General features: G+C 74.9%; 19 protein-coding genes and 1 pseudogene. 10 read left to right on the plus strand and 10 right to left on the minus strand.

Annotation, left to right across the window (positions count from 1 at the left end; translation table 11 throughout):
- Nucleotides 1-29: 29 nt before the first annotated feature.
- Nucleotides 30-467 (plus strand): ASCH domain-containing protein, encoded by a 438-nt coding sequence (locus ACFY60_RS18055; RefSeq protein WP_388612680.1) that lies wholly within the window; start codon nt 30-32, stop codon nt 465-467.
- Between the two features lie 85 nt (nt 468-552).
- Here ACFY60_RS18055 and ACFY60_RS18060 read toward each other — a convergent pair whose 3' ends face one another.
- The gene (locus ACFY60_RS18060; protein ID WP_388612678.1) at nt 553-2,208 is read right to left on the minus strand and encodes an FAD-binding dehydrogenase; all 1,656 of its coding nucleotides are present in this window, start codon (nt 2,206-2,208) and stop codon (nt 553-555) included.
- A gap of 184 nt (nt 2,209-2,392) precedes the next feature.
- Between ACFY60_RS18060 and ACFY60_RS18065 the strand changes: the two are divergent.
- The 4 genes and pseudogenes from ACFY60_RS18065 (at nt 2,393) to ACFY60_RS18080 (ending at nt 4,477) form a co-directional block, all read left to right on the plus strand.
- Nucleotides 2,393-3,072 (plus strand): annotated as a pseudogene (locus ACFY60_RS18065) (SDR family NAD(P)-dependent oxidoreductase).
- A 57-nt stretch (nt 3,073-3,129) separates the two neighbouring features.
- On the plus strand, nt 3,130-3,657 hold the full coding sequence (locus ACFY60_RS18070) for an NUDIX domain-containing protein (protein ID WP_388612676.1): 528 nt from the start codon (nt 3,130-3,132) through the stop codon (nt 3,655-3,657).
- Between the two features lie 47 nt (nt 3,658-3,704).
- Nucleotides 3,705-4,100: a YidH family protein gene (locus ACFY60_RS18075; protein WP_388612674.1), complete on the plus strand. Its 396-nt coding sequence runs from the start codon at nt 3,705-3,707 to the stop codon at nt 4,098-4,100.
- Entirely contained in the window at nt 4,097-4,477 is a 381-nt protein-coding gene (locus ACFY60_RS18080; protein WP_388612672.1) for a DUF202 domain-containing protein, read from the plus strand. The genes ACFY60_RS18075 and ACFY60_RS18080 overlap by 4 nt, the downstream gene beginning before the upstream one ends.
- 30 nt (nt 4,478-4,507) lie before the next feature.
- Here the strand turns inward: ACFY60_RS18080 and ACFY60_RS18085 are convergent, their stop codons facing one another.
- Complete coding sequence (locus tag ACFY60_RS18085) at nt 4,508-5,437, minus strand: NADP-dependent oxidoreductase (protein ID WP_388612670.1); 930 nt, start codon at nt 5,435-5,437, stop codon at nt 4,508-4,510.
- 123 nt (nt 5,438-5,560) lie between these two features.
- Between ACFY60_RS18085 and ACFY60_RS18090 the strand changes: the two genes are divergently transcribed.
- Nucleotides 5,561-5,857, plus strand: a complete 297-nt coding sequence (locus ACFY60_RS18090; protein ID WP_388612668.1) for a hypothetical protein — start codon at nt 5,561-5,563, stop codon at nt 5,855-5,857.
- Nucleotides 5,858-6,027: 170 nt separating this feature from the next.
- A complete protein-coding gene (locus ACFY60_RS18095; protein ID WP_388612666.1) occupies nt 6,028-6,939 on the plus strand; it encodes an MBL fold metallo-hydrolase in 912 nt (303 codons plus the stop codon).
- A 108-nt stretch (nt 6,940-7,047) separates the two neighbouring features.
- On the opposite strand, the gene ACFY60_RS18100 is transcribed toward ACFY60_RS18095, so the two are convergent.
- The 6 genes from ACFY60_RS18100 to ACFY60_RS18125 all read right to left on the minus strand — a co-directional run bounded on the left by ACFY60_RS18100 (nt 7,048) and on the right by ACFY60_RS18125 (nt 13,154).
- A complete protein-coding gene (locus tag ACFY60_RS18100) occupies nt 7,048-9,186 on the minus strand; it encodes a xanthine dehydrogenase family protein molybdopterin-binding subunit (protein WP_388612664.1) in 2,139 nt (712 codons plus the stop codon).
- 15 nt (nt 9,187-9,201) lie between these two features.
- Entirely contained in the window at nt 9,202-10,194 is a 993-nt protein-coding gene (locus tag ACFY60_RS18105) for an FAD binding domain-containing protein (RefSeq protein WP_388612662.1), read from the minus strand.
- Entirely contained in the window at nt 10,191-10,790 is a 600-nt protein-coding gene (locus ACFY60_RS18110; RefSeq protein ID WP_388612660.1) for a (2Fe-2S)-binding protein, read from the minus strand. Before ACFY60_RS18110 ends, ACFY60_RS18105 begins: the two co-directional genes overlap by 4 nt.
- Nucleotides 10,787-11,269 (minus strand): DUF5709 domain-containing protein, encoded by a 483-nt coding sequence (locus tag ACFY60_RS18115; RefSeq protein WP_388612658.1) that lies wholly within the window; start codon nt 11,267-11,269, stop codon nt 10,787-10,789. The genes ACFY60_RS18110 and ACFY60_RS18115 overlap by 4 nt, the downstream gene beginning before the upstream one ends.
- 125 nt (nt 11,270-11,394) lie before the next feature.
- A complete protein-coding gene (locus tag ACFY60_RS18120; protein WP_388612656.1) occupies nt 11,395-11,562 on the minus strand; it encodes a hypothetical protein in 168 nt (55 codons plus the stop codon).
- Nucleotides 11,563-11,825: 263 nt separating this feature from the next.
- Entirely contained in the window at nt 11,826-13,154 is a 1,329-nt protein-coding gene (locus ACFY60_RS18125) for an enolase C-terminal domain-like protein (protein ID WP_388612654.1), read from the minus strand.
- Nucleotides 13,155-13,286: 132 nt separating this feature from the next.
- On the opposite strand from ACFY60_RS18125, the gene ACFY60_RS18130 reads away from it, so the two are divergent.
- Both ACFY60_RS18130 and ACFY60_RS18135 read left to right on the plus strand, forming a co-directional pair.
- Nucleotides 13,287-14,315 carry a phosphotransferase family protein gene (locus ACFY60_RS18130; protein ID WP_388612652.1) on the plus strand — a complete coding sequence of 343 codons (1,029 nt, stop codon included), beginning with the start codon at nt 13,287-13,289 and terminating at the stop codon, nt 14,313-14,315.
- 6 nt (nt 14,316-14,321) lie between these two features.
- Nucleotides 14,322-15,545 (plus strand): acyl-CoA dehydrogenase family protein, encoded by a 1,224-nt coding sequence (locus ACFY60_RS18135; protein WP_388612650.1) that lies wholly within the window; start codon nt 14,322-14,324, stop codon nt 15,543-15,545.
- A gap of 39 nt (nt 15,546-15,584) precedes the next feature.
- Here the strand turns inward: ACFY60_RS18135 and ACFY60_RS18140 are convergent, their stop codons facing one another.
- Nucleotides 15,585-16,178, minus strand: coding sequence for a TetR/AcrR family transcriptional regulator (locus ACFY60_RS18140; RefSeq protein ID WP_309053148.1), 594 nt, complete (start codon nt 16,176-16,178; stop codon nt 15,585-15,587).
- Nucleotides 16,179-16,264: 86 nt separating this feature from the next.
- A complete protein-coding gene (locus ACFY60_RS18145) occupies nt 16,265-17,080 on the minus strand; it encodes an SDR family oxidoreductase (protein ID WP_388612647.1) in 816 nt (271 codons plus the stop codon).
- 166 nt (nt 17,081-17,246) lie between these two features.
- Between ACFY60_RS18145 and ACFY60_RS18150 the strand changes: the two genes are divergently transcribed.
- Entirely contained in the window at nt 17,247-18,503 is a 1,257-nt protein-coding gene (locus tag ACFY60_RS18150) for an exo-beta-N-acetylmuramidase NamZ domain-containing protein (RefSeq protein WP_388612645.1), read from the plus strand.
- The last annotated feature ends 48 nt before the right edge of the window (nt 18,504-18,551 follow it).

Here is an 18,551-nt window from a genome sequence, read left to right on the forward strand (position 1 = left end):
GGCCGGTCGTGGCTGACAGACTGTCGGCCATGACCGGCCCTCACGCGCTCCCGCCGTATCTGCTCGCTTTCCCCGGCCCCCTGCGGGACCGGCTCGTCGCCGCCGTGCTGCGCGGCGAGAAGGTCTCCACGACGGGACTGCTCGTCGAGTACGAGATCGAGGGCGAGGAACTGCCCCCGGTGGGCGAGCGGTCGGCGCTCATCGACTCCGCGGGACGCGAGGTCGCGGTCCTGGAACTGACGGAGGTCCGGGTCCTGCCGCTCGGCGAGGTCGACCTCCGGCACGCGCTGGACGAGGGCGAGGGGTACACGTCCGTCGCCGAATGGCGGGCCGGGCACGAGGAGTTCTGGCACGGGCCGGAGATGCGCGAGGCGCTGGGGGACCCCGGCTTCACCGTGGACGACGACACGAAGATCGAGGCCGAGCGTTTCCGGGTGGTGGAACGGCTCCCGGCGGCAGGGGGCTGAGGCGGGGGCGGCGGGGTGCGGGTGCGGGGGTACGCCCCCCGGCCGGCGGCACCGGTCGTCCCGATCCCGGCCCCTGCCCCGTACCTCAGCCGACCGCCTTCGCCGCCGCGCGGCCGGCCGCGCGGCCCGAGAAGAGGCAGCCGCCGAGGAAGGTGCCCTCCAGGGACCGGTAGCCGTGCACACCGCCGCCGCCGAAGCCCGCCGCCTCGCCCGCCGCGTACAGACCGGGCAGCGGTTCGCCGCCCTCCGTCAGCACGCGGGAGGAGAGGTCCGTCTCCAGGCCGCCGAGGGACTTGCGGGTGAGGATGCCGAGGCGGACGGCGATCAGCGGACCGGCCGCCGGGTCGAGGACGCGGTGCGGGGCGGCCGTGCGGATCAGCCGGTCGCCCAGGTACCGGCGGGCCCCCCGGATCGCCGTGACCTGGAGGTCCTTGGTGAAGGGGTTGGTGATCTCCCGGTCCCGCGCGGTGATCTCGCGGCGCAGGGACGCCTCGTCGACGAGGTCCTCGCCGGTGACCCGGTTCATGCCGCGCACCAGGGCGGACAGGTCCTCCTCGACCACGAAGTCCGCCCCCTTGTCCATGAACGCCCGGACCGGCCCCGGCACGTCGGTGCGGGCGCGGACCAGGACGTCGCGGACGGACTTCCCGGTGAGATCGGGATTCTGCTCGGAGCCGGAGAGGGCGAACTCCTTGCCGATGATCCGCTTGTTCAGGACGAACCAGGTGTGGTCGTGCCCGGTCCGCAGGATGTGTTCGAGGGTGCCGAGCGTGTCGAAGCCGGGGAAGAGGGGGACGGGCAGCCGCTTGCCGGTGGCGTCGAGCCAGAGCGAGGAGGGCCCGGGCAGGATGCGGATCCCGTGCCGGGCCCAGATCGGGTTCCAGTTCTCGATGCCCTCGGTGTAGTGCCACATGCGGTCGCGGTTGATGTGCCGGGCGCCGGCCTTCTCCGCGATGCCGAGCATGAGGCCGTCGACGTGCGCGGGGACGCCGGAGAGCAGCCGGGCCGGCGGGGTGCCGAGCCGGGCGGGCCACTGGGCGCGGACCAGATCGTGGTTGCCGCCGATGCCGCCGGTGGTGACGATCACGGCCTGGGCCCGCAGCGTGAAGGAGCCGGTCACGGCGCGGCCGGTGGCGGTGCCGCGCGGGGCCGACGACGGTTCGAGGATCTCGCCGGTGACGGTGTCGACGGCGCCGGCGGTTCGGCCGAGGCCGGTGACGCGGTGCCGGAAGCGGAACCGGACGAGGCCGCGCGCCGCGCCCTCGCGGACCCGGCGGGCGAAGGGGGCGACGAGGCCGGGTCCCGTGCCCCAGGTGATGTGGAAGCGGGGCACCGAGTTGCCGTGGCCGTTCGCGTCGTACCCGCCGCGCTCCGCCCACCCCACGACCGGGAAGAAGCGGACGCCGCGCGCGTGCAGCCAGGCACGCTTCTCGCCTGCGGCGAAGTCGACGTACGCCTCCGCCCACCGGCGCGGCCAGTGGTCCTCGGGCCGGTCGAAGCCGGCGGTGCCGAGCCAGTCCTGGAGGGCGAGGGCGTGGCTGTCCCGGATGCGCATCCTGCGCTGCTCGGGCGAGTCCACGAGGAAGAGGCCGCCGAAGGACCAGTGCGCCTGCCCTCCCAGGGACTGTTCGGGTTCCTGGTCGAGGAGGATCACGGAGCGGCCGGCGTCGACCAGCTCGGCGGTGGCGACGAGTCCGGCGAGGCCGGCCCCGATCACGATCACATCGGCGTCGTAGGACATGGACCGCATCTTCGATACACGCGTGTATCGGCGTCAACGGTTTCACCGCGCGACTTCTCTGCCGCTCTTCAATGGCGGGCCTCGATATGACCGCATGGCCGGAGGCTCCGGGTCCGAGACCCGGGAGAAGCTGATCCGCGCGGCCGAGGAGCTGTTCGCGGCCCGGGGCGTGGACGGAGCGCGGCTGCGCGAGATCGTCGCGCTCGCGGGACAGTCCAACCCCTCCGCCGTCCAGTACCACTTCGGCTCGCGCGCCGGACTGCTCGACGCGGTGACGGCCGGGCGCCAGGCCCGTACCGAGCGCGTCCCCGCGCCCCTCCTGGAGGCGGCCGGCGAACGCGCCCGGTGCCGCCACCACGACGTGACCTCCGAGGAGGAGTGGACGGCGGCCGTCGCGTACGCCGTGGCCGAGTTCGGCGCGCTGCACGGCCTGGTGAACAACGCCGGCATCTCCACCGGCGCCTTCCTGGAGAGCGAGTCCGCCGCGCACTTCCGCAAGGTCCTCGACATCAACCCGACCGGCGTCTTCATCGGCATGAAGGCGGTGATCCCCGCGATGCGGGAGGCCGGCGGTGGCTCGATCGTCAACATCTCCTCCGCCGCCGGACTGATGGGCCTCGCCCTCACCGCCGGGTACGGGGCCTCCAAGTGGGGCGTGCGCGGTCTGACGAAGATCGGCGCGGTGGAGCTCGGCACGGCCGGCATCCGGGTCAACTCCGTCCACCCCGGCATGACGTACACCCCGATGACCGCCCGGGCGTCTTCCTGCTCTCCGACGCCGCCTCGTACGTGACGGGCGCGGAGCCGGCGGTGGACGGCGGCTGGACCGCCGGACCGACCGTCTCCTCCGTGACGGGCCGGTGACCTCGACGTACGGGACGGGCCGGTGGGCGCCCGGACCGCGCCTGCTTGGATGGCGGCATGAATCCCGCTGAAGAGATCCTCGACGTCGTCGACGAGCACGACCGGGTGATCGGGCAGGCCCCGCGCGCCGAGGTGTACGCGCGCGGTCTGATCCACCGCTGCGCCTTCGTCCGGGTGCGCGACGCCCGGGGCCGGACCTTCGTGCACCGCAGGACCGCGACGAAGCTGCTCTACCCGTCGCTGTACGACATGTTCGTCGGAGGTGTGGTCGGCGCGGGCGAGTCGTACGACGCGGCCGCCCTGCGCGAGGCCGAGGAGGAGCTGGGGGTCGAGGGCCTGCCGCGGCCCGAACCGGTGCTGCGCTTCCTGTACGACTCCGGCGGCGTCGCCGGCCAGTGGTGGTCGGCCGTCTACGAGGTGCGGTGCGACCTGCCCGTGCGACCGCAGGCGGAGGAGGTCGCCTGGCACGCCTTCCTGACGGAGGAGGAGCTGGCCGCGCGGCTGCCCGGAGCGGCGGAGCCGTGGGAGTGGGTGCCGGACGGCCTCGCCGCGTACGAACGGCTGCGGGCGCACGGCGACCGCTGAGCGGGAGGCACGCCGGGGCGGCGCGCGCCGCCGGTTAGGGTGCCCGGGTGAGCGATTTCGTGCAGAGTCTGCGGCTCTGGTTCGCACCGCGGCGGATCAGGGACGAGGGCGAGACCCCCGACTACCGCTTCTCGCTGGCCAACGAGCGGACCTTCCTCGCCTGGCTCCGCACCGCGCTCGCCCTCGTCGGCGGCGGCTTCGCCGTCGACCAGTTCCTGCCGGACCTGCGCTGGGGCGTACGGGTCGGGCTGGCGCTCGCCCTGCTCGGGGCCGGCGCGCTGTGCGCGCTGCGCGCCGTGAACCACTGGGTGCGCTGCGAGCGGGCGATGCGGCGCGGTGAGGACCTGCCGGTGTCGCGCTTCCCCGCGGTGCTGAGCCTGGTGGTGGCCGTGGTGGCCCTCGCGATGGTGCTGGTGGTCGTCCTCGGCTGGGCCGGGCGGTGAACGAGCCGGGCGATCCCGGGGTCCGGGCGGGGGCGGGCGAGGCCCGTGGTCCCGACGTCCCGCCCGAGGCGGGCGAGGCCCGCGATCCCGGGCTTCAGCCGGAGCGGACACGGCTGGCCTGGCGGCGTACCACCCTGTCGTGCACGGTGGTGGCGGTGCTCGCCGTGAAGCTGGCCGCGCAGGACGAGCCGTCGGCGGCGGGGCTGGCCGGGCTCGCGCTGTCGGCGCTGGTGTGGGTGGCGTTCCTGGCGGTCGCCCACCGCCGTATCCGCGCCCTCGACACCGCCCGGCCCCGGCCGCTCTCCCCCCGGGGGGCCGTGCTGGCCGCGCTCTGCACGGTCGCGCTCGCCGTCTTCGGCGCCGCCCTCCTCGGCTGACCGGCCGTGTTCCCCCCCACCTCAGGAGGCTCAGGGGACGGTGACGACGACCTTGCCGTTCAGTCCGCCCTCCGCGTTGGCGCGCTGGGCGTCGGCCGCCCGCTCCAGCGGGAAGCGTTCGGCCACGCGGACGGTCAGCACTCCCTCGTCGGCCAGGTCCGCGAGAGCCGCCAGGTCGGCCGGGTCGGGGCGGACCCAGAAGTAGCGGCCGCCGAGGCCCAGGACCTCGCCGTCGGCGACGGAGGCGATCCGCCCGTCCGGGGCGCGCAGACCGGCCGCGATCTTCAGGTACGGGCCGCCGATGGTGTCCAGGACGGCGTCCACGCCCTGCGGGGCGAGGGCGCGGACCTGCTCGGCGAAGCCGCGCTCCTCGAAGCGGACCGGTTCGGCGCCGAGCTCGGCCACCCGCGCCAGGCCCGTCTCCCGGGCCGCGCCGAGGACCCGGCAGCCGAGGTGCCGGGCGATCTGGACGGCCATGGAACCGACGCCGCCGGCCGCCGCGAGGACGAGGACGGTCTCGCCGGGGCGGACGGCCAGGGCGTGGTGGAGCACCTGGTAGGCGGTGAGGCCGACCAGGGGAAGCGCGGCGGCCTCCTCGAAGCCGAGGGAGCGCGGCTTGCGGGCGAGGGTCCGGACGGGCGCGGCGACGTACTCGGCGAAGGTGCCGCGCGCGAGGAAGTCCTCGCGGACGTACCCCATCACCTCGTCGCCCTCGGCGAACTCCACGACGGAGACGCCGGGCCGGACGACGACACCGGAGACGTCCCAGCCGGGGACGACGGGGAAGACGGCCTGGATCATGCCGTCGAGGTAGCCGGCCTGTGCCTTCCAGTCGACCGGGTTGACGGAGGCCGCCCGCACCCTGACCAGGACGGAGTCCGGGCCGACCTTGGGGTCGGGCAGCTCTCCGTACTCCAGGACCTCGGGGCCGCCGTACCGGCTGTAGCTGATCGCTTTCATACCCTGACCCTCGCGGGGCCGGCCGGGGGCCGCAAGCCGGGACCGGCGCTGGGGCGTACCGGGACGACAGGGGCGTACCGGACTAGCCTGGAAGCGTCAGCCGACCCCTCAGGGAGGCCCACCATGACCGTCCTCCACCACGAGCACCCCACGCACGAGCACATCCACGGCCCCGACTGCGGCCACTCCGCCGTCTCCCACGGGGACCACGTGGACTACGCGCACGACGGCCATCTGCACCGGGAGCACTCCGGCCACTGGGACGAGTGCGAGCCGTCCGGGCACGTCGCGCACCAGGGGCACGAGCACTGGCACGGGCCCGAGTGCGGTCATACGGCGGTGCCGCACGGGGACCACCTCGACTACGTGCACGACGGGCACCGGCACGCGGCCCACGAGGACCACTGGGACGACCACTGACCCGGCGGTGACGGGCAGCGGCCCCGCCGCCCGCCCGGGCCCGCTTCCCCCGGCTTCCCTTCCCCGGGCCCGCTTCCCCGCGGCCCTGCTCCGCCGGGCCTCCTTCCCCCGGACCGGCTCGCGCTGGCAGTCTTCCTCCGTCCGGTCGGTCCCGACCCCGGGGGAACCTCTTGTCCGTCACCGATCCGTACGTGGTCGCTCTCGCGCCGCGCGTCCACGCCTTCGTCCAGCCCGACGGCGGCTGGTGCCTGAACAACGCCGGCTTCGTCGGCGACGCCCGCGAGTCGCTGCTCGTCGACACGGCCGCGACCGAGCGCCGCGCCCGGCTGCTGCGCGAGGCCGTGCTCGCCGAGGGCCTGCCGCTGCCCCGCACGATCGTCACCACCCACCACCACGGCGACCACACCTACGGCAACGGGGTGTTCCAGCCGGAGGCCCGGGTCGTCGGCCACGAGAACTGCCGCACCGAGCAGCTCGCGGCCGGCCACCAACTGCACCTGCTGTGGCCGCAGACCGACTTCGGCCGGGTCGACATCCTGCCGCCGCAGCTCACCTACCGGGAACGGCTGACCCTGTACGTGGGGGACGTGGAGGTCCGCGTCCTCCACCCGGGCCCCGCCCACACCACGGGCGACTCGATCGTCCATCTCCCGCAGCAGGGCGTGGTGTTCACCGGGGACCTGGTCTTCCACGGGGGGACGCCGTTCCTGCCCCAGGGCTCGCTCGCCGGTTCGCTGCGGGCGCTGGCGCGCCTGCGTTCCCTGGACGCGCCGACGGTGGTGCCGGGGCACGGGCCGGTGGCCGACCCCTCGGTGTACGACGCGACGGAGCGGTACCTGCTGTGGGTACGGGAGCTGGCCGCCGAGGGGTACGCGAAGGGGGACACGCCGCTCGAGACGGCGCGGCGGGCGGACGCGGGCGAGTTCGCCGCCTGGCGGGAGAGCGAGCGGCTGGTGGCGAACCTGCACCGGGCGTACGCGGAGCTGGAGGGCCTGCCGGAGGGCTCGCCGCTCGACCCGGCGGTGATCTTCCGGGACATGGCGGCGATGAACGGCGGGGTGCCGGTGGCCTGCCACGCCTGACACCGCGACGGTCTTCGCCGGGTGCGTGAAGGGGCCCCCGCCCGGAGGCGGGGCCCCTTCTCAACGCCCCTCGCCCGGTCCTCGGTCACGCCGTCGCGGCGCCGAGGGCTACCGGAGGGCGGGCAGTACCCGGTCCGGGGTGAGCGGCAGTTCGCGGAAGCGGACGCCGGTGGCGTGGTGCACGGCGTTGCCGATGGCGGCCGGGGTGCCGACGATGCCGATCTCCCCGATGCCCTTGCTGCCCATGGGGTTGAGGTGGGGGTCCTCCTCGTCGACCCAGTGCGCGTCGACCTCCGGCACGTCGGCGTTGCTCGGTACGTGGTAGGAGGCGAGGTCCCGTTCGGCGAAGCCCCCGAAGGCCGGGTCCGCGGTGCTGTGCTCGGTGAGGGCCATGCCCAGTCCCATGACCATGCCGCCGATGAACTGGGAGCGGGCGGTACGCGGGTTGAGGATCCGCCCGGCGGCGTAGACGCCGAGGAGTCGCCGCACCCGCACCTCCCCGGTGCCGGTGTCGACCCGCACCTCCGCGAAGTGGGCGCCGAACGCGTGGCGGGCGAACGGCGGGGTCCGCCCGGCCTCCTCGGTGGTGTCGGCGGAGGTGGTGACCCCCTCGGCGGGCAGGGGGCCGGTGTGCCGGGCCAGCCTCTCGGCCAGCTGGGTGCAGGCCTGGTGCACGGCCCAGCCCCAGGAGGCGGTGCCGGACGAGCCGCCGGCGAGCGGGGCACGGGGCAGGCGGGTGCTGCCGATGCCGATCGTCACCGAGCCGACGGCGACGCCGAGGGCGTCGGCGGCGATCTGGGCGAGGACCGTCCGGGCGCCGGTGCCGATGTCGGTGGCGTTGACGCGGATGTCGTAGCCGCCGCCGTGGAGTGCGGTGGCGGTGGCGGTGGACGGGGAGACGAGCACCGGGTAGGTGGCCGCGGCGACCCCCGTACCGGTGAGCCACGCGCCCTCGCGGCGGACGGCGGGGCGCGGGTCGCGGTCGGCCCAGCCGAACCGGCGGGCGCCCTCGCGCAGGCAGGCGACGAGGTTGCGGCTGCTGAAGGGCAGGCCGCTGTCGGGTTCGGTGACGGGCTCGTTGCGCACCCGCAGCTCGACCGGGTCGATGCCCAAGGCCTCGGCCAGCTCGTCCATCGCCGACTCCAGCGCGTACATGCCGGGCGCCTCGCCCGGGGCGCGCATCCAGGAGGGGGTGGGGACGTCGAGGGGCACGACGTGGTGGTCGGTGAGGCCGTGCGGCGACGCGTACATCACCCGGGCGGGCACGCCGGCCTGCTCGACGAACTCCTTGACGCGGGAGGTGTGGGTGGTGACCTCGTGGCCGACGCCGAGGAGGGTGCCGTCGCGTCCGGCGGCGAGCCGGACCCGCTGGATCGTCGGCGCGCGGTGGCCGACGACGGCCGCCAGGTGGCCCCGGGGCAGGGCGAGCTTCACGGGCCGGCCGGTGTGGCGGGCGGCCATCGCGGCGAGCACCACGTGCGGGCGGGGCGTGCCCTTGGAGCCGAATCCGCCGCCGACGTGCTCGGAGACCACCGTGACCCGGTCCTCGGGCAGGCGGAAGAGGGCGGCGAGGGTCTTGCGGACCGGGTCGGCGCCCTGGCTGGAGTCGTACACCGTCAGGTGGGTCCCGTCGCCCTCGCCGTCCCAGCGGGCGAACGCCGCGTGCGGCTCCATCGGGTGGTTGTGCAGCGGGGGGATCCGGTAGGTGACGTCCACGCGGACGGGCGCGGCGGCGAAGGCGGCGTCGATGTCGCCGCGCTCGCGCAGGGCCGGCTGGCCGCCGTTGGCCAGGTCGGGCCGGTAGGCGTCCGGGTGGTGCTCGGTGAGGGTGACGTCGTGGGGTTCCATGGCGTACGTGACGCGGACGGCCCGGGCGGCGGCGCGGGCGTCCGGGAGGGTCTCGGCCACGGCGAGGGCGACGTACCAGCCGCGGTGCGGCACGGCGTCGTCCTGGAGGACGGCGAGGGTCGGGTCGTCGGCCTCGCCGAGGCGGGGGGCGGTGCCGGGGGTGAGGACGGCGAGGGTGCCGGGCAGGGCGAGGGCGGCGGAGGTGTCGACGTCCGTCACCCGGCCGCGGGCCACGGTGGCGGGCACGGGCCAGGCGTAGGCGCAGTCGGGCGGCGTCCGGGCGTGCTCGCCGGCGTAGCGGGCGGTGCCGGTGACCTTGTCGCGGCCCTCGACCCGCTCGGTGGCGGTGCCGAGGGCGGGGGCGGGTGCGGCGGGCACCCGGGCGCGGGTGGAGTGCATCGCTGGTCTCCCGGTTCAGGGGCGGTCGGCGGCCAGTTCGGCCAGGACCCGGCAGGCGAGGTTGTGGGCGAGCGGCACCTTGAAGGCGTTGTCCGGCAGCGGCTGGGCGCGGCCGAGTTCGGTTTCCACGGCGTGGGCGATGCTCCGGTCGGTGGGCGTGGTGCCCAGGAGCGCGGCCTCGGCGAGCCGGGCCCGCCACGGCCGGTGGGCGAGTCCGCCGAAGGCGAGGCCGAACCGGCGCACGGTGCCGTCGTCGGCCAGGTCCAGGACGGCGGCGACGGAGGCGAGCGCGAAGGCGTACGAGGCGCGGTCGCGGGCCTTGCGGTACGCGGACGGCAGGCCGGCCGTGGCGGCCGGCAGGCTCACCGCGGTGATCAGTTCGCCGGGCCGGAGGACGGTGTCCCGCTCGGGGTGGTCGCCGGGCGAGCGGTGGAAGTCGGTGACCGGCACGGACCGTTCGCCGTCCAGGCCGTGCAGGTGGACGGTGGCGTCCAGGGCGGCGAGGGCGACGGCCATGTCGGAGGGGTGCGTGGCGATGCAGTGCGGCGAGTGGCCGAGGACGGCGTGGTCGCGGTGGACCCCCTCGCGGGCGCCGCAGCCGGTGCCGGGCTCGCGCTTGTTGCAGGGCATGGCGGTGTCCTGGAAGTAGGGGCACCGGGTGCGCTGGAGGAGGTTCCCGCCGGTCGTGGCGACGTTCCGCAGTTGTCCCGACGCCCCGGCGAGCAGCGCCTGCGACAGGACGGGGTACCGCTCGCGGACGAGCGGGTGCGCGGCGAGGTCGCTGTTGCGCACGGTCGCGCCGACGCGCAGACCCCCGTCGGGCAGGTCCTCGACGGTGTCGAGCGGCAGCCTGCTGACGTCGACGAGGGTCCCGGGCTCCTCCACGCCGTGCTTCATCAGATCGACGAGGTTGGTTCCGCCGGCGAGGTAGCGGGCGCCCGGGCGGGCCGCGTGCGCGGCGGTGGCCTCCTCGACGCTGGTGGCGCGTACGTATCCGTAGGGCTTCACCGGGTCACGTCCTCGACGGCGGCGACGATGTGGGGGTAGGCGCCGCAGCGGCAGAGGTTGCCGCTCAGCCGCTCGCGGATCTCCTCCCGGGTGAGCTCCACCGGGCCCCGCCCGGCCGGGTCCGTGACGTGGGAGGGGTGGCCCGCCGCGACCTCGGCGAACACCCCGACGGCGGAGCAGAGCTGCCCGGGGGTGCAGTACCCGCACTGGAAGGCGTCACGGTCGAGGAACGCCTGCTGGAGCGGGTGCAGCTCGTCGCCGGCGGCCAGCCCCTCGACGGTGGTGACCTCGGCGCCGTCCTGGGCGACGGCGAGGAGCAGGCAGCTGTTGGCGCGCCGCCCGTCGACGAGGACGGTGCACGCCCCGCACTGCCCGTGGTCGCAGCCCTTCTTCGCCCCGGTCAGCCCGAGGTCCTCGCGCAGGACGTCGAGCAGGGTGGCCCGGTGGTCGACGGTGAGGTCTGTCGGCGCGCCGTTGACCCGGAGGGTGACCCGGGACCGGGTGTCGTCGTCGCGGTCCGCGGCGGCCGGGTCGTGGGGCCGGGTGGCGGCCCCGTCCGCGGCCGCGGGGTCGTGGGGCGGGTGCGGGGCGCTCATCGATAGGTCTCGTCGGCCTCGTCGGGGACGGTGTGCACGGCCGCCTCCTCGGCGGACGCGGCGGCGCCCGCGATGCCGACGTCCCGGGCGACGACGTCCTTCTCCTCGTCCTCCCGCACCCCCTCGTCCGGGGCGACGAGACGGCCGGACCGCTCGCGGCCCACCTGGTCGTCGACGGGTTCGCCGTCACCGCCGGGGAGGTCGCCGATGCCGTTGGAGTCGTCGGGCTCCGTCAGGGCCGGGTCGGGCACCTCCTTCGCGAGCCGCTGGTCGAGGGTCTCGCCCTCGCGCTGCTCGCGGGCGGTCGTGCCGACGTGGTCGACGGCGAGGGGCCGCTCGGGCGGGGACCAGCCCTCGTCGTACGGGTCGGCCTCCCGGTCCGACAGCGTGTCCTCGGGGTCGAGGATGCCGTCGTCCTCCCGGCCCTCGGCGTCGTCCGGCTGGTAGACGTTGTCGCCCATCGTGCTCTCGGTGTCCATGGCGTCACTCCCGTGTCTGCTGGTCACGTGTGCTGATCGCGTATCCAGCCTGGATCAGGTCACACATCCCGGCATTCCGGGCGGCGCGGAACGGGAGCGCCGCCCGTGGGCGGCCGCCCCCCGGGTCACTCCGCGTGATCGGCCCCGGAGGCGGACAGGTCCCAGGTGAGGAGCCGCTCGGCCTCCCGGCGGGTGACCTCCGCGAGCGTCTTCGCCTCGCCGGGCACGTCTCCGTGCTCGTCGACGAGCTGGTCGTATATGGGTGAGCCGAGCAGGGCGGGGCGGGTCGTCACGGGAGGTCACTACTCCTGAGGCACGTACGGTTACGGGCTGCCGGGGCGGCCCCGGCGCGGAGTCGTCTGCCCCTGCTCGGCCGGTTCATGCCCGGCCGGTTCCCGCGGGGCCGTGAGCGGTGCCGCCCGTGCCGCGAACCGCTGGAGACGGCGGCCCGCTGGCCCTGCGGCCGGTGGGCGCGACGCGGGCCGGCGAGCGCGTGGAGGTACGGGTCGGGAACCGGCGGCGCGGAGGGTTCCCCGCGCGGCCGGCCGGGCCCCGACTACCACCGGCGGGGGCGCCACCCCGGGTCGGCCGCCCGCATCGCCGCGGTGTCGTCGCGGTCGCGCATGCGGCCGTCGTCGTCGAGCCAGCGGCGGTGCAGGGCGGCGAGGGCCGGACGGTCGAGCTCGACACCCAGGCCGGGGGCGTCGGAGACCGGGAGCCGGCCGCCGCGGAAGACGGGGCGCGGGGTGACGACGTCCTCGGTCTGCCACGGGTAGTGGGTGTCCGAGGCGTGGGTGAGGCCGGGCAGGGTGGCGGCGACCTGGGTCATGGCGGCGAGGCTGATGCCCAGGTGGGTGTTGGAGTGCATGGAGAGCCCGATGCCGTACGTGCGGCAGAGCGCGGCGAGTTCGCGGGTGCGGTGCAGGCCGCCCCAGTAGTGGTGGTCGCAGAGGACGATCCGTACCGCTCCCCGGGCGAAGGCCTCCGGGATCTCCTCGAAGGTGGTCACGCACATGTTGGTGGCGAGCGGCACGCCGGTGCCGGCGGCGACCTCGGCCATGGCGGCGGTGCCGCTCGCCGGGTCCTCCAGGTACTCCAGGACGTCCTCGAGCGCGCGGGCGACGGCGAGCGAGGTCTCCACGGACCAGGCGCCGTTGGGGTCGAGGCGGAGCGGATGGCCGGGAAAGGCCTCGGCGAGGGCGCGGATCGCGGCGATCTCCCGCTCGGGCTCGAAGACGCCGCCCTTGAGCTTGAAGGAGCGGAAGCCGTAGGTCCGCGCGAAGCGGCGGGCCTGTGCGACGACACCCGCCGGATCGAGGGCTGCGCCCCAGTCGTCGGCCGGTCCGCCGGCGCCGGGGTGGGCGGCCCAGCGGTGGAAGAGGTAGGCGCTGTACTCCACGGCGTCGCGGACCTTGCCGCCGAGGAGGGCGTGCACGGGCAGGCCGAGGGTCTTGCCGAGGGCGTCGAGGCAGGCGGTCTCGAAGGCGGAGACGACGGAGAGGCGGAGTTTGGCGGCGGTCCGGACCCCGCGCAGCCCGCTCGCGTCGACGCCGGCGCCGGCCGCCGGGTCGCTCGCTCCGGCCCCGGGACGGGCCGCCCCCGGGCCTGATCCGCCGCCGGCCGCGTCCGCCGCCGACTCGAAGAGGCTGTTCACATGGGTGACCGATCGGCCGGGGAGGGCCTCGGCCAGAGAGCGGGCGATCTCCAGGTAGACGCCGTCGCCGTACGTCTCGCCGAGGCCGACCACGCCTCCCCGGGTGACGACCTCCACCACGAGCCGGGGGGTGAAGGGCTGATGGACGCCCTGGACGTTGAGCAGGGGCGGGTCGGAGATGAGGATCGGGGTGAGCCGGACTTCGTCGACGAGCAGCAGCTTCGCATCCATTCGTGAACGATATTCACGTACACGACCCTCCGGCCAGAGGGCGGACGGAGGTTTCCCGGGCCACCCCTGGACGACATACCGACTGGTCGGTCATCATGAACGCCGACCGAAGCCGACCCGGAGGTACGCCCCATGAGTTCCGCCCCGCCCCCAGGCCTGGACCCGGACCGGCTGCGCCGCTTCCTCGACCGCGAGCGCCCGGGCCTGGTGGCCGGCCCCCTCGAAGCCCGGCTGATCGAGGGCGGCCGCTCCAACCTGACGTACACCGTGACCGACGGCACCGATGGCGGCCGGTGGGTCGTCCGCAGGCCCCCGCTCGGCCACGTGCTCGCCACCGCTCACGACATGCGGCGCGAGCACCGCGTCATCAGCGCCCTGAACGGCACCGACGTCCCGGTCCCCGGCACGGTCGTCCTGTGCGAGGACGAATCGGTCCTCGGGGCGCCCTTCTACGTCATGGAGTTCGTCGAGGGGACCCCGTTCCGCACGGCCCGCCAGCTCGCCCCGCTGGGGCCCGAGCGCACGCGGGCCGCCGTCCTCGGCCTCGTCGACACCCTCGTCGCCCTGCACGCCGTCGACCCGGCGGCGGTCGGGCTCGACGACTTCGGCCGCCCCGAGGGCTTCCTCGACCGGCAGCTGCGCCGCTGGGGCAAGCAGCTGGCCGCCTCACGCGGACGGGAGCTGCCCGGCATCGAGGAGCTGCACGCGGCGCTCGGCCGCGCCCTGCCCACCTCGCCCGCCGCCACCGTGATCCACGGCGACTTCCGGCTCGACAACGTCCTCATCGGCGCCGACGACCGCGTCCGGGCCGTCCTCGACTGGGAGATGTCGACGCTCGGCGACCCGCTCACCGACCTCGGCCTGCTGGTCATGTACAGCACCCCGCTGGACCTGCCGGACTCCCCCGTCTCCACGACCGCGACCGCCGCCGGACACCCGAGCGCCGCCGAGCTGGTCGAGCGGTACGCGTCCGGTTCGGGCCGCGACACGTCCGCCCTCGCCTGGTACACCGCCTTCGCCTGGTTCAAGCTCGCCGTGATCCTGGAGGGCATCCACTACCGGTACACCCTCGGGCAGACGGTCGGCGCCGGCTTCGACCGCATCGGCGACCTCGTCCCCGTCTTCATCGACCACGGCCTGACCACCCTTCAGGAGGGCTGAACCGCCATGGACTTCGCCTACGACGCCCGCACCGAGGACCTGCGCGGCAGGCTCCTCGCCTTCATGGACGAGCACGTCTACCCGGCCGAGGCCGTCGCCCACGAGCAGCACGCCCGCCTCGCCTCCCCCTGGGACACCCCGCCCGTGGTGGAGGAGCTCAAGGCCGAGGCCAAACGGCAGGGCCTGTGGAACCTCTTCCTGCCGGACCCGGAGTACGGCGCCGGGCTCACCAACCTCCAGTACGCCCCGCTCGCCGAGATCACCGGCCGCAGCCCGCACCTGGCGCCCACCGCCCTCAACTGCGCCGCGCCCGACACCGGGAACATGGAGCTGCTCGCCCAGTTCGGCGACGAGGCACAGCGCAAGCAGTGGCTGGAGCCGCTGCTCGCGGGCGAGATCCGCTCCGCCTTCGCGATGACCGAGCCCGAGGTGGCCTCCTCCGACGCGACCAACATCGAGACCCGGATCCGGCGCGCCTCCGACGGCACCGACACGTACGTCGTCGACGGCCGCAAGTGGTACATCTCCGGGGCGATGAACCCGGACTGCCGGATCTTCATCGTCATGGGCAAGACCGACCCCGACGGCGCCGACCCGCGCCGCCAGCAGTCGATGATCCTGGTCCCGCGCGACACCCCCGGTGTCGAGGTCCGGCGCGCCATGCGGGTGTACGGCTACGAGGACCACTCCCACGGCGGCCACGCCGAGGTGATCTTCGACGGGGTACGGGTGCCGGCCGCGAACCTGATCGGCGAGGAGGGCAGCGGCTTCGCCATCGCCCAGGCCCGGCTCGGGCCGGGGCGCATCCACCACTGCATGCGTCTGATCGGCATGGCCGAGCGGGCCGTGGAGCTGATGTGCCGGCGGGCGGTCTCCCGTACGGCCTTCGGCAGGACGCTCGCCCAGCAGGGCGTCGTGCAGAACTGGATCGCGGACGCCCGGGTGACGATCGAGCAGCTGCGGCTGCTGGTCCTGAAGACGGCCTGGCTGATGGACACGGTCGGCAACCGGGGCGCCCACACCGAGATCCAGGCGATCAAGATCGCCACTCCCCGGGCGGTGGTCGACATCATCGACAAGGCGGTGCAGGCCCACGGAGCGGGCGGCGTCTCGCAGGATTTCCCGCTCGCCGAACTGTGGGCCGCCGCCCGGACCCTGCGGCTCGCGGACGGCCCCGACGAGGTCCACCAGCGGTCGCTGGCGCGGCGCGAACTGAAGCGGTACGTGTGACCGGCCGCCCCCGACCGGTCCCGGCGGCTCCGGCCCCGGTCAGGGGCGGAGCGCCCGCAGGAGCAGGTCGGCGAGGTGGCCGGCGACCTGCTCGGGCGTGAGCGGGCCGTCGGGGCGGTACCAGGTGGAGAGGTGGTGGACGGAGCCGAAGTGGTAGTCCACCACCAGGTCGGCCGGGGTCGCGGCGGAGAACACGCCGGAGCGCTGGCCCTCCTCGATCAGGGCGCGGAACCGTTCGTGGTAGCGGCGGCGCTCGGCCCGCACCTGCTTGTTCTTCTCCGGACTCAGGTGGTGCATCGAGCGGAAGAAGATGGCGGCGTCGTCCAGGTTCTCGATGGTCGTGACGACCACGTCGGCGGCGGCCCCGCGCAGGCGCTCCTCGACCGGCGCGTCGGCGCCCGCGAAGGCGTCCAGCCGCTCCTGCTGGAGGCGCAGGACGCGGGCGTAGACCTCCTGGAGGAGATCCTCCTTGGAGCCGAAGTAGTGGTACAGGGCGCCCTTGGTGACCCCCGCGGCCTCCACGATCTCCTGGACGGAGGTCCGGTCGTAGCCCCGCTCCGCGAAGAGCCGGGTGGCGGCGGCCAGCAGCCTCTGGGGGACGGGGGTACCGCTCCCGTCCGTCGTCCTGGCCATGATGCTCCGCCGCCTTCCTTCGTACCCGCCCCGTCCTGCACGACGGGGTTCCCGTCCGTAGATCTTCCCATCCGCCGCGCCGGATGCTAGCGGGCGCCCGTCTCCCAGGCGCGCTGGACCTTGTTCATGGTGCCGAGCCAGCGCTCGGGGTCGGTGGCCCGGTTGCGGTGGTAGTCGGCCACCTCGGGGTGGGGCAGGACGAGGAAGCGGTCGGCGGCGACGGCGTCGAGGAGGGCGTCGGCGACGTCTTCGGGCTCGATGGCCGTGGGGGCGAGGACCAGCTCGCCGGCCGATCCGGCGGCGGTGAGCATGTCGGTGCGCACGCCCTGCGGGCAGATGGCGTGGACCTTGAGGCCGCGGTGCCGGTAGGTGAGCGAGAGCCATTCGGCGAAGGCGAGGGCGGCGTGCTTGGAGACGCTGTACGGAGCGGCGCCGATCATGGTCAGCAGTCCGGCGGCGGAGACGGTGGAGACGAACCGGCCGCTGCCGCGCTCCAGCCAGTCGGGGAGCAGGGCGCGGGCCGCGCGGACGTGGGCCATGACGTTGACGTCCCACGCGGCGGCCCAGACGTCCTCCCCGGCGAAGGCGTCGCCGGGCGAGGAGAGTCCCGCGTTGGCGCACCAGATGTCGACCCTGCCGCCGAGGGCCTCGCGGGCCGCGTCGACGACGGTGGAGGCGTCGCCGGGGACGGCGGTGCCGCCGATCTCAGCGGCGACGGCCCCGGCGCGGCCGGCGTCGATGTCGTTGACGACGACGCGGGCGCCCTCGGCGGCGAAGCGGCGGGCGAGCGCGGCGCCGATGCCGCCGCCCGCGCCGGTGACGACGACCCCGGCGCCGCGTACCGCGTCCCCGGCGCCTCCGCCCGGCTCCGTACCCGTGCCGCTTCCCGTGTTCCCGCTCATGCCGGACCCCACCTCTCCACTGTGACGACCGCAGCAGACTAACCGGTCGGTATGGACTCGTGGAAGACCGGACCGCACGCCTCGTTCCCCGGAGCCGTCAGGGGCGCTAGCGTGCGTGCCCATGTCACGCGCCCCGGCCGGGGACGGTCATCAGGGAGGTTTCCGCATGAGCCTGTCGCGTCGGAGTCTGCTGGCCGCCGGAGGCGCCCTCGGCGCCGCGGCCGTGTCCGCCCCACCCGCCGCCGCGGAGCCCGGCGCGGGGCCCGGCGGGCCCGGCCGTGTGCGGACCGGCTTCGAGCGGCTCGCGGCGGACGGGTACGCCCTGCTGGCCGGCGAGCGGGTCGGCGTCGTCACCAACCCGACCGGCGTCACGCGCGACGCGCGGCACCTGGTGGATGTCATGCACGCGGACGAACGGGTGGACCTCGCCGCCGTCTTCGGCCCCGAGCACGGTTTCCGGGGCACCGCGCAGGCCGGGGGTTCCGAGGGCCGGTACGACGACCCGGCGACCGGCCTGCCCGTCTACGACACGTACCTCAAGAGCGGGCAGCCGCTCGCGGACGTCTTCACCGCCTCCGGTGTCGACACGGTCGTCTTCGACATCCAGGACGTGGGCGCGCGGTTCTACACCTACATCTGGACGCTGTACGACTGCATGGCCGCCGCCGCGCTGGCCGGGAAGCGGTTCGTGGTGCTTGACCGGCCGAACCCGGTCACCGGGCGGGCGGCCCTCGGCCCGGTCCTGGACCGGGCGTTCGCGACCTTTGTGGGCCGGGAGCCGATCGCGCAGGCGCACGGCATGACGGTGGCGGAGCTGGCCCTGCTGTTCAACGGCGAGTTCCTGGCCCGGCCGGTGGAACTGGAGACGGTACGCATGACGGGGTGGCGGCGCGCGGAGTTCTTCGACGCGACCGGGCTGCCGTGGGTGCCGCCGAGCCCCAACATGCCGACCCCCGAGACCGCCCTCGTCTACGCGGGCACCTGCCTCTTCGAGGGCACCAACCTCTCCGAGGGGCGGGGCACCACCCGCCCGTTCGAGCTCCTCGGCGCCGAGGGGATCGACCGGCGGTGGGCGCAGGCCGCGAACGCCCTCGGCCTGCCCGGTGTCCGGTTCCGGGAGGCGTACTTCGCGCCGACCTTCTCCAAGTTCCAGGGCAGGACGGTGGGCGGGGTGCAGCTCCACGTCCACGACCGGGAGGCCTTCGACCCGGTACGGACCGGGATCGCGCTCCTCGTCACCGCCCGCCGCTCGTGGTCCGGGTTCGCCTGGCGGGCGGACCGCTGGATCGACAAGCTGACCGGCTCGACCCGGGTGCGGACCCTGATCGACGCGGGCGCCGGGGTGGACGAGGTCGTCGGGGCGTGGGAGGCGGATCTGGCCGCCTTCCGGGCGGTGCGGCGGGAGTACCTCCTCTACCGCTGAGGGGGCCGGTGCCGGGCCGGTGGTGGGGCACGCTCCACCACCGGAGCG

The sequence above is a fragment of the Streptomyces sp. NPDC012827 genome (assembly GCF_042900905.1).
Classification (GTDB): Bacteria; Actinomycetota; Actinomycetes; order Streptomycetales; family Streptomycetaceae; genus Streptomyces; species Streptomyces gulbargensis.

What these genes read in the sequence shown, in the direction of transcription:
- ACFY60_RS18055 (WP_388612680.1), top strand. Translation starts at nt 30, where the DNA reads ATGACCGGCCCTCACGCGCTCCCGCCGTATCTGCTCGCTTTCCCCGGC.
- ACFY60_RS18060 (WP_388612678.1), bottom strand. Translation starts at nt 2,208, where the DNA reads ATGTCCTACGACGCCGATGTGATCGTGATCGGGGCCGGCCTCGCCGGA.
- ACFY60_RS18070 (WP_388612676.1), top strand. Translation starts at nt 3,130, where the DNA reads ATGAATCCCGCTGAAGAGATCCTCGACGTCGTCGACGAGCACGACCGG.
- ACFY60_RS18085 (WP_388612670.1), bottom strand. Translation starts at nt 5,437, where the DNA reads ATGAAAGCGATCAGCTACAGCCGGTACGGCGGCCCCGAGGTCCTGGAG.
- ACFY60_RS18090 (WP_388612668.1), top strand. Translation starts at nt 5,561, where the DNA reads ATGACCGTCCTCCACCACGAGCACCCCACGCACGAGCACATCCACGGC.
- ACFY60_RS18100 (WP_388612664.1), bottom strand. Translation starts at nt 9,186, where the DNA reads ATGCACTCCACCCGCGCCCGGGTGCCCGCCGCACCCGCCCCCGCCCTC.
- ACFY60_RS18110 (WP_388612660.1), bottom strand. Translation starts at nt 10,790, where the DNA reads ATGAGCGCCCCGCACCCGCCCCACGACCCCGCGGCCGCGGACGGGGCC.
- ACFY60_RS18115 (WP_388612658.1), bottom strand. Translation starts at nt 11,269, where the DNA reads ATGGACACCGAGAGCACGATGGGCGACAACGTCTACCAGCCGGACGAC.
- ACFY60_RS18125 (WP_388612654.1), bottom strand. Translation starts at nt 13,154, where the DNA reads ATGGATGCGAAGCTGCTGCTCGTCGACGAAGTCCGGCTCACCCCGATC.
- ACFY60_RS18130 (WP_388612652.1), top strand. Translation starts at nt 13,287, where the DNA reads ATGAGTTCCGCCCCGCCCCCAGGCCTGGACCCGGACCGGCTGCGCCGC.
- ACFY60_RS18135 (WP_388612650.1), top strand. Translation starts at nt 14,322, where the DNA reads ATGGACTTCGCCTACGACGCCCGCACCGAGGACCTGCGCGGCAGGCTC.
- ACFY60_RS18140 (WP_309053148.1), bottom strand. Translation starts at nt 16,178, where the DNA reads ATGGCCAGGACGACGGACGGGAGCGGTACCCCCGTCCCCCAGAGGCTG.
- ACFY60_RS18145 (WP_388612647.1), bottom strand. Translation starts at nt 17,080, where the DNA reads ATGAGCGGGAACACGGGAAGCGGCACGGGTACGGAGCCGGGCGGAGGC.
- ACFY60_RS18150 (WP_388612645.1), top strand. Translation starts at nt 17,247, where the DNA reads ATGAGCCTGTCGCGTCGGAGTCTGCTGGCCGCCGGAGGCGCCCTCGGC.